14 protein-coding genes are annotated in these 17,400 nt (G+C 48.6%); 4 read left to right on the top strand and 10 right to left on the bottom strand.

Features of this window, described 5'->3' with window-relative positions:
* Positions 1–222 precede the first annotated feature (222 nt).
* On the bottom strand, positions 223–2,085 hold the full coding sequence (locus tag E4K71_RS02155; protein WP_135075881.1) for an ABC transporter ATP-binding protein/permease: 1,863 nt from the start codon (positions 2,083–2,085) through the stop codon (positions 223–225).
* Positions 2,086–2,127: 42 nt separating this feature from the next.
* The gene (locus E4K71_RS02150) at positions 2,128–2,835 is read right to left on the bottom strand and encodes a hypothetical protein (RefSeq protein ID WP_135075878.1); all 708 of its coding nucleotides are present in this window, start codon (positions 2,833–2,835) and stop codon (positions 2,128–2,130) included.
* Positions 2,836–3,010: 175 nt separating this feature from the next.
* Between E4K71_RS02150 and E4K71_RS18325 the strand changes: the two genes are divergently transcribed.
* The gene (locus E4K71_RS18325; RefSeq protein WP_206201940.1) at positions 3,011–3,847 is read left to right on the top strand and encodes a hypothetical protein; all 837 of its coding nucleotides are present in this window, start codon (positions 3,011–3,013) and stop codon (positions 3,845–3,847) included.
* A 120-nt stretch (positions 3,848–3,967) separates the two neighbouring features.
* Positions 3,968–5,518 (top strand): hypothetical protein, encoded by a 1,551-nt coding sequence (locus E4K71_RS02140; RefSeq protein WP_135075876.1) that lies wholly within the window; start codon positions 3,968–3,970, stop codon positions 5,516–5,518.
* 4 nt (positions 5,519–5,522) lie between these two features.
* On the opposite strand, the gene E4K71_RS02135 is transcribed toward E4K71_RS02140, so the two are convergent.
* Positions 5,523–6,500, bottom strand: coding sequence for a TAXI family TRAP transporter solute-binding subunit (locus E4K71_RS02135; protein WP_240796861.1), 978 nt, complete (start codon positions 6,498–6,500; stop codon positions 5,523–5,525).
* 135 nt (positions 6,501–6,635) lie between these two features.
* On the opposite strand from E4K71_RS02135, the gene E4K71_RS02130 reads away from it, so the two are divergent.
* A complete protein-coding gene (locus tag E4K71_RS02130; protein WP_135081948.1) occupies positions 6,636–7,154 on the top strand; it encodes an adenine phosphoribosyltransferase in 519 nt (172 codons plus the stop codon).
* A gap of 1 nt (position 7,155) precedes the next feature.
* On the opposite strand, the gene E4K71_RS02125 is transcribed toward E4K71_RS02130, so the two are convergent.
* The 5 genes from E4K71_RS02125 to E4K71_RS02105 form a co-directional block, all read right to left on the bottom strand.
* Positions 7,156–8,688, bottom strand: coding sequence for a DUF4384 domain-containing protein (locus E4K71_RS02125; protein ID WP_135075873.1), 1,533 nt, complete (start codon positions 8,686–8,688; stop codon positions 7,156–7,158).
* 77 nt (positions 8,689–8,765) lie between these two features.
* Positions 8,766–9,524, bottom strand: coding sequence for a transporter substrate-binding domain-containing protein (locus E4K71_RS02120; protein ID WP_167730210.1), 759 nt, complete (start codon positions 9,522–9,524; stop codon positions 8,766–8,768).
* A 23-nt stretch (positions 9,525–9,547) separates the two neighbouring features.
* Entirely contained in the window at positions 9,548–10,915 is a 1,368-nt protein-coding gene (gene cysS, locus E4K71_RS02115) for a cysteine--tRNA ligase (RefSeq protein WP_135075867.1), read from the bottom strand.
* Between the two features lie 84 nt (positions 10,916–10,999).
* The gene (gene gltX / locus E4K71_RS02110; RefSeq protein WP_135075864.1) at positions 11,000–12,334 is read right to left on the bottom strand and encodes a glutamate--tRNA ligase; all 1,335 of its coding nucleotides are present in this window, start codon (positions 12,332–12,334) and stop codon (positions 11,000–11,002) included.
* Positions 12,331–13,980: an NAD+ synthase gene (locus tag E4K71_RS02105; RefSeq protein WP_135075861.1), complete on the bottom strand. Its 1,650-nt coding sequence runs from the start codon at positions 13,978–13,980 to the stop codon at positions 12,331–12,333. Before E4K71_RS02105 ends, gltX begins: the two co-directional genes overlap by 4 nt.
* A gap of 198 nt (positions 13,981–14,178) precedes the next feature.
* On the opposite strand from E4K71_RS02105, the gene E4K71_RS02100 reads away from it, so the two are divergent.
* Positions 14,179–15,873 (top strand): methyl-accepting chemotaxis protein, encoded by a 1,695-nt coding sequence (locus E4K71_RS02100; protein WP_135075858.1) that lies wholly within the window; start codon positions 14,179–14,181, stop codon positions 15,871–15,873.
* Between the two features lie 18 nt (positions 15,874–15,891).
* Here E4K71_RS02100 and E4K71_RS02095 read toward each other — a convergent pair whose 3' ends face one another.
* Positions 15,892–16,374, bottom strand: a complete 483-nt coding sequence (locus E4K71_RS02095) for a hypothetical protein (RefSeq protein WP_135075855.1) — start codon at positions 16,372–16,374, stop codon at positions 15,892–15,894.
* Between the two features lie 67 nt (positions 16,375–16,441).
* Entirely contained in the window at positions 16,442–17,317 is an 876-nt protein-coding gene (locus tag E4K71_RS02090; RefSeq protein WP_135075852.1) for a 50S ribosomal protein L11 methyltransferase, read from the bottom strand.
* Positions 17,318–17,400: the final 83 nt, after the last annotated feature.

The raw sequence follows: 17,400 nt of genomic DNA, 5'->3' as shown, positions 1-17,400 counted from the left end.
TTGGAACCAGCAGCGCCGCGCCCGGTGGCCCATTATGTACGAGATGAAGAGCCTTTGCCCGAAGACTCCACCGTACATCCGGCCAACTATTAAAGATAACTCTCCCCAAACCTTGCCCCTCTTTCCCGACAAGAGGGGCATTTTTTTATCAGCTAAATCCCGTCATCCTCGTACTTGATACGAGGATCCAATTAAACTTTGAAGGGGATTCTGGATTCCAAATCAAGTTTGGAATGACAGTTCGTCTTTGATCTCCCCGACCTTTTCCAAAGTCTCCATCGCCAAGGCGGCTTCTTGCTGTTTTGCCCACATGGAAGCATAAGCCCCCTCCAGCGCCAGCAAAGCCCCATGACTGCCCCGTTCAATAATCTCGCCTTGATCCAGCACAATAATCTCATCGGCATCCACCACAGTGGACAAACGGTGGGCAATAACAAGGGTGGTTAAGCCACTGGACACTTCACGCAAAGACACCTGAATTTCTTTTTCCGTATGGGTATCCAGCGCCGAAGTCGCTTCATCAAACAACAAGATACGTGGACGTTTAAGGATGGTGCGCGCAATAGCAACACGTTGTTTTTCCCCACCGGAAAGCTTCAAGCCACGTTCGCCCACAATGGTGTTGTACCCATCGGGCAAATCCATAATGAAATCATGAATACGTGCCAGTTTGGCGGCTTCTTCCACCTCCCCCGGTGTGGCATCCGGTCGGCCATAGGCGATATTGTAATAGACTGTATCGTTAAATAAGACGGTATCTTGGGGCACAATACCAATGGCAGAACGCAACGCATGCTGTTTGACATCACGAATATCCGCCCCATCAATTTTCACCGCCCCGTTTGAAACGTCATAAAAACGAAAAAGCAAGCGTGACAGGGTTGATTTCCCCGCCCCGCTGGAGCCCACAATTGCCGTGGTCTTCCCCGCAGGCACATGGAAATTCACCCCTTTTAAAATCGGGCGGCGTTCATCATAGGCAAAGGATACATTTTCAAAGCGCACATCCCCACCACCCTGAGGCAAGTCAATCGCCCCGTCTTGATCAGCGATTTCCGCTTCCTGATCCAGCAAGGCAAACATATGTTCCATATCAGTCAGGGATTGCTTAATCTCACGATAGACAAAGCCCAGGAAGTTGAGTGGCATATAGAGCTGAATGAGATAACTGTTCACCAGCACGAAATCCCCCAATGTCATGGAACCGTCTTGCACACCATAGCCTGCCATCAACATCACGGCTGTCAAACCAACAGAAATAATCGCCCCTTGCCCGATATTAAGCAGACTGAGGGTCACTTTTGATTTAATGGAGGCTTCTTCAAATTCGCGTAAGGCCACGTCATAACGCCGGGCCTCATGCTCTTCATTGGTGAAATATTTCACCGTTTCGAAATTGAGCAAGGAATCAATCGCTTTGGTATTGGCTTCGTTATCACTTTTATTCATGGTCCGGCGATATTTGATCCGCCATTCCGTCACAATCAAGGTCCAGGCAATATAGCTGGCAATGGTGCCAAAGGTGACAACCGCGAAGGTCCAGTCATAAAGCACCCATAAAATGCCGCAAACCAGCACAATTTCCAACAAAGTGGGCAATATGTTGAACAACATAAAATTAAGAAGGAAATCAATCCCCTTGGTGCCGCGTTCAATGGAACGGCTCAAGCCCCCTGTTTGGCGTTGCACATGAAAACGCAAAGCCAAACGATGAAGATGTTCAAAGGTTTTAAGCGCCACATCGCGAATGGCACGCTGGGCCACACGGGCAAAGACCGCATCGCGCAATTCCCCAAAGGCTTGCGCCATCACACGGGCCAGACCATAGGCAATGAGTAACATCACCGGTACCACAATCACGCCTGCCTCTTCCCCCAGACTTAAAGCATCAACGACTTCTTTGTAAAAAAGAGGCACCGATACGTTGGTCGCCTTGGCTGCGGCCAGTAACAACAAGGCAATCAGCACACGAACTCGCAAGTTGGTCGCATTCTTCGGCCACAGATAGGGAAGAAGTGTTTTTAAGGTTCTCCAGTCATTTCTGGGACCCGTCTGTTTGGGGGCATCTTGGGCAAAATGGCGCATGAGGGCTGCTTTCTTAATTTATTATCAGCCACATTATATAGTTTAGCTTGAACGTTTCGCCAGCTCTTCCTCAATCAAAGCGACTTGATAATCCACATTACAGTCAATTTCCGAGGTGATTTCCAAACGGCGATCTTCATAAGCATTATCTTCGGGGTGTTCATTGGCCCAGTCTACAATCACCTCGTCACGAATACGGAGCAACTCACAAATCTGTGGATAATAAAGCTGAACAATCGCCCCGACCCAACGGTTTGCAGGCCAGGACGGAATGGCATGGTCAATATCAAAATGATCCAGCATTTTAATGACGTCTTCATGATCATACCAATATTCTGCCGTCACCCACCGATTGGTGGTAAACAGCCCTTGTGCTGCCCCAAATGAATCCATGGAAATCGCAATTAAGTGGCTCAAGGCGTCATTCACACCTGATGGTTTTTCATAATCATCCAGCGGGGCAGGCAGGACACCTTCCGGCATCCCTTTGGGGCGCAAGAACAAATGGAAGTGACCATGTTCACCGTTGCGATGAGCATGATAATAATACTGACCATGGGTTTCATGGTCATAAACATCGCCTTCCGGGTAATGGTTCATCTGATAAAAGGTATCACTGCCTTTCAACAGGTCAGAAACAATATTTTCCCCTACCTTTGACAGAACACGCTGACAATCGGACACTTCCCGCCCAGCACGAAGCATTTTTTTCAAACGATCCGTTGATACATTAGAAAAATCTACACGCATTCTATCCTCATTACGCTCTAGAGCCCTGACTCTAAAGCAGTATAACCCGATCAGGCATAGCTGTTCATCACATTTTATTGATCACTTGTGAGGGCTTTGTTTAAAGACCCTTCTCCTTGAAAGGCGCATAGTATTTTCCAAGACATTTCCCATCCTACTCTTCCCTGGAGGTACCATGACCTATCGCAAAATGCTTTTCTGTAGTTCACTTTCACCTATTGCCCTTGGGCTCGGAATTGGTTTTGCGAGCCTGGGCACCATCCCCCCTGCCCAGGCAAACCCTTGCGCTGCCAAAGCCTGTATGGAAAATCCTTGCTGCGCAAAAAATCCGTGTGCTGCCAAGAACCCGTGTGCGGCAAACCCATGTGCTCCAAAAAATCCATGCGCTGCCAAGAACCCGTGTGCAGCAAACCCATGCGCTCCGAAAAATCCATGCGCTGCTAAGAACCCGTGTGCGGCAAACCCATGCGCTGCAAATCCGTGTGCCGCCAACCCATGTGCAGCAGCACAACCTGCTGAATTAAGCGATGCTCAGGCCACAGCTGAATGGGACCGTCTTGTTGCAACCATGAGAACCACCTACGCCCTGTCCAATATCCCGGCTGCTGCCCAGTTCTTTGACTGGATCAATGTCACCAAAAACCCTTATCAATCCAGTACCCATGGGGATCGCTACCTCGTCAATATCGTTAACGACACAGGGAAAGATTATGCCAAATGGGAAGAAGCTGGCCAATTGCCCGCAGGTTCAATCATTGCAAAACCCACCATTGTTGGCAAAACAGATGGCAGTGCAGACATCGGCCCCCTCTTTATGATGGAAAAAATGCCCACAGGCTGGAATGCAGCCTCGATGGACTGGAAATACACCATGATCAATGCCGATGGCAGTCTTTGGGGGCAAACAAAGGGAACAAATTCCAGCGGGATGAATTTCTGTTTTGAATGCCATAATGCGGCCGGAGAAGAGAGTGATGGCCTCTTGTTCCTGCCAGAAGAATACCGCCGTTAACTTCAGATTGAATGAAAATCTACAAAGAGCGAGGACTGCTTATCCGTCTTCGCTCTTTTCCTGTTCTAAACAACCTGCTAAACAAACAGGAAAGAAGCGCATTTATAAGGTAGAAAATTCGTGTTCAAGTGGGTGAAAAAAGCAAAACGATTAATAACGGGGAAAGGCAACCAGCGCTCACTTGTCCGTATTGAAGACGATGGTTTTCTGTCTGAAGACATCTCCGTCAGCATCGAAGACTTTGCCAATCAGGAAGAAACGGAAGACCTGGGTAAACTTCATATTCTCAGTTTAACGGAATTTCATAAGGTTCTTGGCGATACCTGGGATGCCCGTGAAGATAAAATCTTTATGCTGACCGAAGGGGTCTTGCGTGACAGAATTGGCCCCGGCAACCGCTGGGAACATCGCAGTAAAGAAATCTATGTCATGCTGTTTCCCAAACTTTCAGAAGTCGAAGCCCAAGCGCGATCCTTTGAGATTGCAGAAGAAATCGGTTTCAAGATCATCGGTGAACGCTTTGATGGCTCGCGCCGCCCCTTGGTTCGTGTTGCCGATGTGGATCTCGCCGATGCCTTTAACGAAGACGGCACTCTTGATATCGAACTGTTGGAAGCCGCTGGGCGTGACGGTATTACCGCCGGTAAAGGCGTCCACGATGAAGACGGTAAAAAAATTGATCCTGGTCAGGATGATGAAGATGCTGAAAAGCTCGCCTGGCAAAAGAAAAAGTGGGAACATGAAGAAGCCAAAACAGATTGGGAAAAACAACAGCTTGAAAATGCCGAGGTCAATACAAACTGGGAACAACAGAATTTAGATAACTTATGTGGGGCTGACCCGGACTGGCAAAAACAGCAGGTAGAAGGCTGTGAAGCACGCCCACGAGACCCAAACTGGCAGGCCATCGCACAAGAAAATCAGGCAGCTAAACCTAATGTTGATATCACCCTGCAAAAACCCCAATATCTTTTTAATTACCAACCCTGTTGGGACAAAAAGAAACAAAGCCTGCATATCTATCGTGCGACCTTATGTTATGTCGCCGCAGACCAGCGTAAAATCGAAGGGTTAAGCGCCTATTCCGGCTACAGCTCTACCCAAGACCGCCTGAAAATTGACCTGCGTGTTTTACAGGAAACAGCCAAAAGCCTGTTCCCGATGATCAGCAAACGGGTGCAGACCCCTGTTTTCGTCCCGGTTCATTCTTCCTCCCTCAGAGGTGAAAATCTGGCGGTCTTTTTGGAAACATTAACACGTTTCACCGATAATCTGCGCAAAGGCTACCTTATTTTAGAAATCATTGATGATGGGAAATGGAACAACAAATCCTTACAGGCCGTTCTGATCAAATTGAAAAAACAGATCTTGGCGCTGGCCTTTTTAGGGCACCATAAACAGGAACTCACGCTCAAGGGCATTGACTGGATTGGGGTTGATTTAAAACAATCGCGTCCCGATCAGGCGATCTCAGAAGAAACAATCACTCGATTGCGAACACAGGCAAACCAACAGGGCCAAAAGCTTTATACCTTTGGGCTTAAAAGCCGTGAGCAGCTCGCTCACATGATTGATTTGGGAAGTGACCTTATTTGTGGCAAGGCTCTTGCCAAAGTCACGGATAAACTGCGCCCACCCTTTAATCTGCCGATTGAACGCATCAAAAAATAGCGGATTATTTGATTAACCCGGCTTCCTTGTAATAGCGCAAGGCTCCTTTATGCAACGGGGCGGACAAACCATCTTTGATCATTTTTGATTTCTCTACATTCTTGAAAGCCGGGTGCAACCGCTTGAAAGACGTGAAATTTTCCATAACCGAACGGACAATCTGATACACGACTTCATCATCGGTATCGGTTGAAGACACCACCGTTGCCTTTGGCCCAAATGTCTGAATATCAACATCTGTTCCACGATACGTTCGCGCCGGGATCACCGCTTTGGAATATTGCGGATATTTTTTCAAAAAGCCATCAACCCATGGCCCAGTCAATGAAATCAGTTTTGTCTCACACGATGTCGTAGCCTCTTTCACCGATCCGTTTGGAATACCTGCTGTAAAAAACACCGCATCCAGCTGATTATTACACAACGCCTTGGACTGTTCCGCCGATTTCAACCCGCCAACATAAGAGAAATCTTTTTTCGACCATCCCAAATGCCCCAGTATACGCATCATGGTTTCACGTTGGCCTGAATCCGGATTGCCTAAATTCACCCGCTTGCCTTTAACATCTTCAAACCGGTCAATGCCCGCATCCTTGCGTACCACCAACTGCAAGGGCTCTCCATGGACAGAAAAGACAGCACGCAGGTCTTTATATTTCCCTGCTTTTTCAAAGGAATGGGTCCCTAGCCAAGCTGCGGCCTGCACATCTGATTGTGCCACCCCAAAGTTCAGGTCATTTTCACGAATAGAGGTAATGTTATGTGCTGAACCATCCGTTGATTCCACAGAACAACGAATACCATGCTCTTTGCGCCCTTTATTCACCAAACGGCAAATGGCCCCACCTGTCGGATAATACACCCCGGTTACACCAGCCGTCCCAATGGTAATAAACATCTGGCTGGCCTGCACAGAGAAACTCACAAAAGTCATTGCCAGAAGAAAGGCAGAAAAACCCAAAACAACGGGACGATAGATCACGACTTTCTTCCTTTTCTCAACATAACCATAACAAGGCAGTATAGGCACATCCCCGGTTTTGACCAAAGTTTTTTGAATGACACCGTTTGCCTCCCTGACTATGATGGGGCCATTCACTATAAACTGGGGGCAGACATGGACCTGAAAGACCATATTCGCGGTATTCCTGATTTTCCGAAACCGGGCATTTTATTTTATGATATTTCCACCCTGCTGGCACATCCTGATGCCTGGCAGGTTGCCATGGGGCGTATGGCGAAAATTGTCAGTCGCCATCAGCCCGATATTCTAGCTGGCCTTGATGCCCGTGGTTTTTTGGTCGCAGCACCGCTTGCCCTTAAGCTCGGCCTTGGCTTTACCATGGTTCGTAAAAAAGGCAAACTGCCCGGTAAAACCATCACATATGATTACGATCTGGAATATGGTTCCAACACCATTGAAATTCAGGTCGACTGTGTAAAACCGGGCCAGCGCGTTGTTATTCTGGACGATCTTCTCGCCACAGGTGGCACTATGGAAGCAGCGATTAAGCTGTTTAAAGATGCCGGAGCCGAAGTGGTCGGTACGGCCAGCATGATTGAACTGACGTTCCTCAATGGACGTGAGCGCCTTAATGGTGTGCCCTTTGATGCCTTGGTGTCTTACGACGACTAGATTACTGGACCGTCACAATAAGCGATGCCTCGCTTAACGCCACATTTGGAAGGCTGCGATAGACCTTGGTTAATTCCCTTTCTGTTGTCAGGGATAAAGGTTCGAACGCAGCCTTTCCTATTTGCCGACCAACCTCGAGCAACGCATCGCGGTCCAGCGCAAAACATTTCACCGCCTCAACCCCTGTCGGAGGTGTAAATTCAAACGAAAACGGCATGCCTGCTGCTGGAATTTTCTGTGTAAAGCCACCATTCATTTTGTGGGACGTCACAAATGGATTGGGAAAAATTCTGAAAATCTGATGATCTGCCTGCAAATAATAACAGCTGACATAGGCATCCTGATCCACTCTTAAGGCCAGCACCATTTTCTGGCCGACCTTGAAAAGCGGATTCTCCCCCTTGTTACTGGATAAATACAGGTTCATCGGCCCAATCGGCTTGCGGGCCTCTTCCTCAATGGGCGCAGGAGGTGGGATCAAATCGAGATTGGCCGGAATTTCACTTTTAATCACACGCCCCCGCCAGGAAACAGACGTCCCGCCCTGCCCGATCAACGTCAGGCGAACCTCAACCCATTGATCAAAGACCCAATACGTTCCTTTAAGAACATAATCACGTTTATGTCGCTCCAGACGGTGGCTTTCCACACTGCCACTGGCGAGCTTTAAACCGCGAAATTGCTCTTCTTCCACAACAAACTCACTGATATCAAAGTCATTGATATTGCGCGGCCCACTTGCCCCTTGCCTGCGAAACGCATCGCCCAGCGTCCCCATAAAATAACGCCCAAAGGAAGTATGCACCCCACTGGTCTGATAGCGTAATCCTTGCACCATGATTTTACGGGGGTTCACCACATCGCGCATGAGAACGGACGCTGCTTTTTGCGCGGCCCCGTTTAATGACAGCCCACCTGCTTCTTGGATTTCCCCCGCCTTACGTTTAAATGATTTTTGACTGGCTGAAACAATACGCCCGGTTTCTGTTTCCACCAGCTTGTAAGACAGGATAATTTTCTCCCCTTTCAGGCTGAGTTCCCCCACCGCCAACAAATCAGAACGGGCACGGCTGATCAAATCCCCCAGCGGGTTAATACTGTCACTGCGCGTCCCCATTTCATTGATATCATGGATCACCGCCCCCAATTCCTTGCGCCCTACAATCGCATAACGGTCCCCGGCCTGTTTAACCAAGGCACGGGTAAAGCCATCGACATAGATTTGAGCCTCTTCCAACGAAATCGGTAACTCATCTTCCTTAAAGGGATGAACTGCAATTTTAGGGGCCTCTTGATCCAACAGATTAAGAAATCTCTCACTCCAATGAGGACGTCCCAATAAATCACGGGCCATTGTCTTGAATTTTTTAAGGTCTGATGCTTTTTTCTTCGCTTTCTTTTTCTTCTCGTCCGGCTTTTTGCGCCATGGTTTATCCGCATGAAACGCATCCGTATTTTGTTGGGCCATACTCTCAAACGCAGGGAAGACAACACCCAGCGCACATACCAGACAAATAAAACGAAGATACCCCACCAGAACCCCCAACAAATTGAAGCCTGTTATCACTATAAAAGGTTTAGACCATATTTTTCGAGAAATATGTGATTTTCTTATCGGGTCAATCCCGCAAGATCATCCGGGGAAATATATTTTGCTAGAATTTTCTCATATTCACCCGATTGCCTTAAAGACGCCAGTGCCTGATCAAAACGGTCTCGAATATCTTTGCGACGAAAGGCCACCCGATAAGATGAGGGGGGGAAAAGTTCATGAAACTGGACCTCGATTTTCCGCCCGAGTTCCGCTTCCACCTTCTTTTTAAAATGTAAGAAAATCCGAAAATCAGAGACCACGACCTGCTTACGACCAGCAGCCAACAGTCGAACCTGCAATTCCTGATTGGCCAGTTCGCTATATTGTTTATTTGCCTTTACGGCACTATGAAAGGCTTTTCCCAACACCTTATGGGCATTTTGGAAGGCCACCACGCTATGGTGGCGTAAATCGCCAATATCCGTAATTTTTAAAGCAGAAGACTTCAAGGTAACGCCATAGTTGCGATAGGTCATGACCTCAGCAGAGAAAAAACCATCGACCTTCATATGGGAACGCATATGCATGCCCCCATCCAGTGCCCCGCCATTTAATGCATATGTAATGCGTTTCAACGGCATATATTTGGGTTGCATCTTATAGCCCGCAATTTCAAGTGAGCGCTGAATAACCTCATATTCCATGCCCGCATTTAAGTCCTGAATCACATAAGGGGGCTTGGACAGGCCCACACCGATAGACAGGGTTTGCGCATAAAGAGAGGATGTAAAAGAACACAAAAGACCGATCAAAAGAAGCAGACTATAGGGCTTCATCCTCATCGACCTTTCCTTTCGTCCTACTTGCGTTTCCAGTTGGTTCCACCGGCGCCATCTTCCAAGACAATACCCTGGGCATCCAGTTCGTCTCGAATTTGGTCTGCTGTTGCAAAGTCTTTATTGGCCTTTGCTTCCTGGCGTTCAACAATCATACGCTCAATTTCAGCTTCATCAAGGCCAGAGGCATTTTGTGTGCCCCCCTTCAACCAGCTATCCACATCCTGTTGTAAAACACCAAGAATTTGGGCAGCGGCCATCAGCTTCCCCTTATTCTCAGCTGTAGCATTCTTGTTCAGCGCACTCAACAATTCATGGAGAATCGAAATCGCCAGCGGGGTGTTCAGGTCATCTTTCAAAGCCGCAAGGAAATTTGCCGGGGCTTCGACTTCAGCGGCTTCTACCCCTTCTGTCTGGCGCAAGGCTGTATAGAAACGATCCAGAGTCAATTTCGCTTCATTCACCCCTTCCTTGGTAAAATCAAAGGGGGAGCGATATTGCGCCGACAACATGTAAAAACGCAGGGCCTCACCGGGAACGTCTTCCAACAGGTCATGCACCGTAAAGAAATTGCCCAAGGACTTGGACATTTTCTCACCTTCAACCATCAAATGGCCGTTGTGCATCCAGTAATTGGCAATTTTTTCAGTCTTGTTGGCACAGCAGCTTTGGGCAATTTCATTTTCGTGATGTGGGAAAATCAGGTCATGCCCACCACCATGAATATCAAAGGTATCCCCCAGATATTTACGGCTCATGGCAGAACATTCAATATGCCAGCCTGGACGACCACGCCCCCACGGGCTATCCCAGCCCGGAATATCATCTTCTGACGGTTTCCACAGAACAAAGTCCGCCGGGTCTTTTTTATAAGAGGCCACTTCAACGCGGGCACCGGCAATCATATCTTCCATGTTACGACCAGACAGTGCCCCATATTGCGCCATACTCGGTACATGAAACAGCACATGACCATCTGCGGCATAGGCATTACCGTTTTCGATCAAACGCTCAATCATCTCGATCATTTCCGCGATATGTTCGGTGGCACGCGGCTCAATATCCGGGTTCCCTGCATTGAGCGCAGCCATATCCTGATGGAACATGGCTGCTGTGCGCTCCGTAATGGTGCGGATATCTTCACCCGTTTCTTTTGCCTTGGCATTGATCTTGTCATCCACATCCGTGATGTTGCGCACGTATGTCACCTTGGGATAGATGGTCTTGAGCAAACGATAGAGCACATCAAACACAATCACCGGACGGGCATTACCGATATGGGCAAAATCATAAACAGTTGGCCCACAGACATACATGCCGACAGCCTCAGGATTAATCGGCTTAAACTCTTCTTTTGTACGGGTCAGTGTGTTGTAGATGTGTAATGTCATTATCAATACCTTAATCGTCATCCTCGCGAACGCGGGGATCTCTTTCAAAAAAGGCCCCCGCATACGCGAGGGCGACGTGATTTATTAAGCAGTTTCACCCTTAAGGCGCGCTTCAACCTTTTCACGGCCCAGCAAGGGCAGCAAAACGCCCAGTTCCGGCCCATGGTCCATGCCCGTCAGGGCTTGGCGCAACGGCATGAACAAGCCTTTACCCTTGGCCCCTGTTGCTTCTTTCACCGCATTGGTCCAAGTCTTCCATGTGGTATCATCCCAGTCGCCTTCCGGCAGAACAGCCATGGCTTTGGCCGTAAAATCCGCATCTTCGATTTTCGGTTCCACCTGACCAAAGACAATCGCTGCCCAATCAGCCGCATCTTTGACACGTGACAGGTTCGGGCGCACCGCTTCCCAGAACGCTTCGTCCGCGCCTTCCAGATCAAGACGGGCAGAGGCGGTTGCCCAATCCATATCGTGGATCAGTTTCGCGTTCAGGCGCTCCAGCTCTTTAAAATCAAATTTCGGCGTCCCGCGACCAAAGCTGCCGATATCAAAAGAGGCGACCAGTGCCTCCATATTATCAACCGCTTCGATATTTTCAGAGGTGCCCAAATGTGCCAGCAAGCTGGTCACAGACATGGCTTCCAAGCCGTCTTCCTGCATTTCCGCCAAAGACATGGAGCCTTTACGTTTGGACAGTTTTTCACCCTCTGTGCCCGACAGAAGCGGCAAGTGAGCAAAGGCCGGGAAGTTGCCATCATTCAACACCTTGAACATGGCAATTTGCACCGCAGTATTCGATACATGGTCTTCACCGCGCAAAACATGGGTCACGGCCAGATCAATATCATCAATGGCAGACGGCATCATGTAAAGGAAGGTACCATCGGCGCGACGGATCACCGGGTCCGCCAGGTTTTCAGACTTAAATGTCTTTTCACCCTGAACCAGATCAGTCCATTGGATATCCCCATCCGGCAGTTTGAAACGCCAGTGGGCCTGACGACCTTCGGCCTTCAGCTTATCTTTGGCTTCCTCAGTCAATTCCAGTGCAGAACGGTCATAGATCGGCGGCTTGCCACGGCTGCGCAGACGCTTGCGCATATATTCCAGTTCTTCCGGCGTTTCATAACAGTCATAGACCAGACCTTTGGATTTCAGGTCTTCAAAAACTTCTTCATAACGATCCATCCGTTCAGACTGGCGTTCTTCTTCGTCCCAGCTCAGGCCGAGCCAGTTCATGGCATCCTTGATCGCCTTTTCATATTCAGGCTTGGAACGTTCCTGATCGGTATCATCCACGCGCAGCAGGAATGTCCCGCCTTCTTTTTTAGCGTAAAGATAGTTGATCAAAGCCATACGGGCATTGCCGATATGCATCATGCCAGTTGGTGAAGGTGCAAAACGTACTTTAAAGGTCATATCAGACTCGTAAAACCATTGGTAAGGGGATAGCGGCGATCACGGCCAAAGGCACGTGAGGTGATTTTCACACCTGGGGGGGCTTGACGGCGCTTATATTCTGCGCGGTCCAGCAGTTTCCAGATGCGACGCACCACATCAGCGTCATGACCACAGGCCACAACATCATCAAGGGAATACTCTTTCTCGACCAAACATTCCAGTATGTCGTCAAGAATTTCGTATGGCGGAAGGCTGTCTTCATCCTTTTGATCAGGGCGAAGTTCAGCCGAAGGCGGTTTGGAGATTACATTATCAGGCATCACGCGCCCGTCTGGTCCCAAACAACCCTCAGGTTTATGGTCATTGCGCCAGGCACTCAGCGCAAAGACTGTCATTTTATAAACATCTTTTAAAACGGAATAGCCACCACACATGTCGCCATAAATGGTGGCATAGCCCACAGACATTTCCGATTTATTGCCTGTGGTCAGCAACATGTGACCAAACTTGTTGGACAAGGCCATGAGCAACAGGCCCCGGCTGCGCGACTGGATATTTTCTTCGGTGATATCTTTATCGCAGCCCGCAAACAACGGGGACAACATGGTATCATAGGCCCCCATCACCGGGGCGATCGACACACTGTCATAGTCCACACCCAAAAATTCGGCACAATCACGCGCATCATCCAAGCTGTCTTGGGACGTATAAGGTGACGGCATCATCACGCATTTAACGCGATCTGCGCCCAGTGCATCCACAGCAACGGCGGCAGACAGGGCACTGTCAATACCACCGGACAAGCCCAGCACCACACCGGGGAAACCGTTTTTATTCACATAATCGCGCAAGCCCAAAACCATCGCCTGATAGATCGCTTCCAGCCCTTCACTATCCTTGCCTTGCGGCCCCTGAATTACCCCGTCATTGGTAATGGTGACAAGGCTGAAATCTTCCGCCCAATGGGCCATCTGGCACACCCGTTCCCCATCTTTTGCCATGACAAAAGAGCCGCCATCAAAGACCAGTTCATCCTGCCCGCCAATCTGATTGACATAAACAAGTGGGACACCTGCTTCATGGACACGCTCATGCGCAAGATCATAGCGCAAGGAGGGCTTATCGGCCTCAAAAGGTGATCCATTCATCACCACCAGCAATTCGGCACCTTCAAATTTCAAATCAGCACAGACATCTTCAAACCACATATCTTCGCAAATCATCACACCGACTTTGTGGTCTTTCACCTGGACCAGATTGCTTTCGCGCCCCTTGTTGAAAATCCGTATTTCATCAAACACGCCATAATTTGGCAGGTGGCGTTTGACAATTACATCACGAATTTCCCCATCCACGATCATCAGCGCCGCATTATACAGCTTATCAGAAACCCGCCAGGGGGTACCCAGTAAAACTGCCGTGTCTTTGCCCTTTGTTGTTTCGATAAAATCATGAACAGCCTTTTCGACCTCATCCATGAAAGCAGGCTTCAACACCAGATCTTCCGGCGGATAGCCTGTAGTTAGCAATTCAGTGCTCACCAGCAGGTCAGCCTGTTGATCAAGGGCCTTATCAAAAGCCTGGCGCAGCAGGTCCATATTGTGATGGATAGCCCCGACAATCGGGTTGAGTTGGGCCAGTGCGAGGGTCAGAGAAGCAGTCATTTTGTTGTTTCTGGTGATTTTCGATCAGGGTCAGGCAACCTACGCAGACTTTGCCCAAATGTCAATGAAACGGGGTGCTCAATAGGCCACTTACAATTTATTACAATGTTAAACTTGCTCTCTCTCTTCCCTCTCCATATTTTGTTCGTCTAATGAACAATAATAAAAGCTGGCTTCATTGTTTTAGAGGATAAAGACATGAAAAATTGGAGCATTACGAAGAAACTCCTCGTTTCTCCGGTGATCTTCACCGTTGCCCTGATCTTTTTGTCCTGGTTATCGTACACAGGCGTTCAAACGATCCGTACCACCATGGATTCGTTATTTAATGAAAACACGGCTAAGGTGGTTAAAGCCCTTGATTTTCAGGAATCCCTAAGCGCCCTTAATGGTGGCTTGTTTCGTATGATCAGCTGGGCAGCCAGCAATATGACTGATGAAGAATCGCAAAAAGCCATGCGCGAGTCTTTACGTTCCAACCTGAACGGACTGGAAATTGATCTCAAACTACTGATCAAAAAGCATCAGTTCCGCGGGGAAGAAAAAAAGGCTGTTGATAAGATCACCACTCTTTTTGGTCATTATAAAACAGCCGCCATTGATGTCATTGATACGGCTGAAACAGATGCAACGATGGCCGTTGTTTACATGTTTGAAGCTGATGATCTTTTTTCACAGGTCAATCAAGGGCTTGAAAGTCAGGTTGATAACTGGCGAGAAACTGCGGACCTCCAATTCACTTCGGCAAATAACAGCATTGATCAAACCATTCAGGCCGATGCCATTATTCTGGTGATTGTCTTAATCGGTGTCTTTGCCCTCACCTTGTTGCTTGCCAATAGTATTTCACGCCCTGTTCGCTTTATGACCAAGGCCATGCAAGCACTGGCAAACGGAAACCTCAATATTGATATCCCCAATGATGAACGTCGTGATGAAGTTGGTGAAATGGCCGGTGCCCTCAGTGTCTTTAAAGACAATCTTGTCGAAATGGATGAAATGCGGGCCAATCAGGAACACGAACGTCAAAAACGTGAACAGGATAATCGCAATCAGATGATGCGTCTGGCCGATCATCTGGAAAGTTCCGTATCCTCGGTAATTGGCAGCCTTGGTAACAAAACAGGGGATATCCTCAACGTCTGTAACAACAATGGCAATGTTTCTGCCGAACATGCCACCAGCCAGTCCATGGAAGTTGCCGAAGCGTCTGAACGCACAACAACCAATGCCGATACGGTCGCAGCAGCCACAGCTGAACTCTCCTCCGCCATCAGCGAAATTGGGCAACAAGTTACCCAGTCCACCGACATTGCCAATGAAGCTGTTTCCAAAGCCAGTGCTGCAAATGAAAAGGTCAATGGCCTTGCCATCGCCGCCCAGCGTATTGGGGAAGTGGTGAATTTGATTACCGATATTGCCGAACAGACCAACCTACTGGCCCTGAACGCAACCATTGAAGCCGCACGTGCTGGTGATGCAGGGAAAGGCTTTGCGGTTGTCGCCTCAGAAGTCAAAAACCTTGCCAACCAGACAGCTAGTGCCACCGACGAAATCGCCAAACAAATCACCGAGATTCAGGGGGCAACAGGGGAAGCCGTAGATGCCATTGAAGATATTTCAAGCACCATCCATCAAATTGACCAGATCGCAGCCACAATCGCAGCATCAGTGGAAGAACAGGATGCCACCACCCGTGACATTGCGCAAAATGTGCAAAATGTCTCACGTGATGCCCAGGCTGTTGCTGACCGGATCGTTAATATGACGCGAAATGCTGCCAAATCCCACAACACGGCGATTCAAGTCACCTGGGCTGCAGAAGATTTGAAAGAACCGACCGATTTGCTCAACCGCGAAGTCGAAGGGTTCCTGGGCAGTATTCGTCAATAAGCTTAAGGTCCTGTGTTCTTAAGCCTCTTCGCGCAATTTGCCTTCTAACTGATCCATTAATTCCGGGTCGCGTTCGCGCATGGCGATGGCGACTCGGCTTTCAAAAGAGATATTGATCTCAATCTCTTCCGTGGTTTTTGTTTGGATTGTGAGAACATCACCCACCGCATCGCTGACGGCTTGAAATAACAAGTCCTGAAAATAATCAGCCTTTGTTTGATCATCTGTCCCAAAAAATTTATTGGCAACGGCTTTAAATTTCTCAACCGCACGCATAGCCTGTTCCTGACCTTCCTTAAGCAAGGAGATCATTTCTTCCGGGCTACTGGCGTTTTTAAGCTTTTCCTTGGTTGCTTCCAGATCATTAAATTCCTCTTCAATGAGGTCTTTATAATCACGTGGGCCACCTTCTTCTTTCGTGATGGTGGTTTCGGTCTTTCTGGAATAAGACACACTCACGCTAAGCTGCGTCTGTTGGGCAACCGCAATTTCTGTAACCATAATGTTTAAACCTTCTGTTTAAATCCAATACGGGCTTTCTTGCCTGTTTGATTACTATAACAAAAAGCTACCCTTTGCGCAAAATCAAAGTCTGCCAACCATCGACTTTGATGCGTTCAACCAAGCGCAAACCATGACAACGATGTGCGGCAAACACCCAGTTGGCATCTCGGTCCAAAAATCCTGCAAGTACGGCAAAGCCACCCGGTTGCAAATGTTTTGCCAAATCTTTCGCCATAGATGACAAGGGGCGGGCCAAGATATTCGCCATAATCAAATCATAAGGACCATTGCGCGAAACAGACGGGGTACGATAACCATCACCACACACCGGCAGGATGTAACTCCCCACGCCGTTGACCTCAGCGTTATAACGCGCCACGTCAACCGATTGGGCATCAATGTCACTGGCGATGACAGGTGCCCCCCATGTCTTGGCAATCGCCATCGCCAAAATGGCCGAGCCACAGCCCATATCCAAGGGCTGGTTAAAACGATAACGTTTGGAAAGACGATCAAGGGCCTGCAAACACCCATTGGTGGAGGCATGCTCCCCTGTGCCAAAGGCCGTCGCGGCTTCCACCTTCAAGGCAATTTTCCCAGCTGGCAACGTACCATCGAAATGAGAACCATAGATAAAATAACGCCCGATCTGAAGCGGGGGATAGCTGCGGGCATATTCCGCCAACCAGTCTTTATTTTCCACCTCGGAAATTTTGACATCAGGGGCCTCTACGCCATTGCGGTCGGCCACGGCTTTCACAGAAGCTAAAAGAGCAGCCTCATCAATGGGGTTTTCGCTATAAGCTTCAATGCGTTGGGCCAGTTCGTCATCATCCAGATACTGGGTCACAGCCTCGCAAAAATCTTCCAGCGCAAATTCATAAGCTTCTGCCAGTTCCGGCGTTACCGCCAAATCAACGCGCCACAATGTATCGGACATTTTAATACCTTTTGTCGTCCTCGCGAATGCGGGAACCTCCTTGCCTATTTATAAAGATCCCCGCCTGCGCGAGGATGGCGATT

Source organism: Terasakiella sp. SH-1 (assembly GCF_004564135.1).
GTDB lineage: Bacteria > Pseudomonadota > Alphaproteobacteria > Rhodospirillales > Terasakiellaceae > Terasakiella.
Note: the sequence above shows the minus strand (reverse complement) of the source record. Positions and strands in the feature narration are given on the sequence as shown.

Bases quoted from the DNA above. Each gene is read 5' to 3' on its own strand.
- E4K71_RS02155 (WP_135075881.1), bottom strand. From the start codon at position 2,085: ATGCGCCATTTTGCCCAAGATGCCCCCAAACAGACGGGTCCCAGAAAT.
- E4K71_RS02150 (WP_135075878.1), bottom strand. From the start codon at position 2,835: ATGCGTGTAGATTTTTCTAATGTATCAACGGATCGTTTGAAAAAAATG.
- E4K71_RS18325 (WP_206201940.1), top strand. From the start codon at position 3,011: ATGACCTATCGCAAAATGCTTTTCTGTAGTTCACTTTCACCTATTGCC.
- E4K71_RS02130 (WP_135081948.1), top strand. From the start codon at position 6,636: ATGGACCTGAAAGACCATATTCGCGGTATTCCTGATTTTCCGAAACCG.
- E4K71_RS02120 (WP_167730210.1), bottom strand. From the start codon at position 9,524: ATGAAGCCCTATAGTCTGCTTCTTTTGATCGGTCTTTTGTGTTCTTTT.
- cysS (WP_135075867.1), bottom strand. From the start codon at position 10,915: ATGACATTACACATCTACAACACACTGACCCGTACAAAAGAAGAGTTT.
- gltX (WP_135075864.1), bottom strand. From the start codon at position 12,334: ATGACCTTTAAAGTACGTTTTGCACCTTCACCAACTGGCATGATGCAT.
- E4K71_RS02105 (WP_135075861.1), bottom strand. From the start codon at position 13,980: ATGACTGCTTCTCTGACCCTCGCACTGGCCCAACTCAACCCGATTGTC.
- E4K71_RS02100 (WP_135075858.1), top strand. From the start codon at position 14,179: ATGAAAAATTGGAGCATTACGAAGAAACTCCTCGTTTCTCCGGTGATC.
- E4K71_RS02095 (WP_135075855.1), bottom strand. From the start codon at position 16,374: ATGGTTACAGAAATTGCGGTTGCCCAACAGACGCAGCTTAGCGTGAGT.
- E4K71_RS02090 (WP_135075852.1), bottom strand. From the start codon at position 17,317: ATGTCCGATACATTGTGGCGCGTTGATTTGGCGGTAACGCCGGAACTG.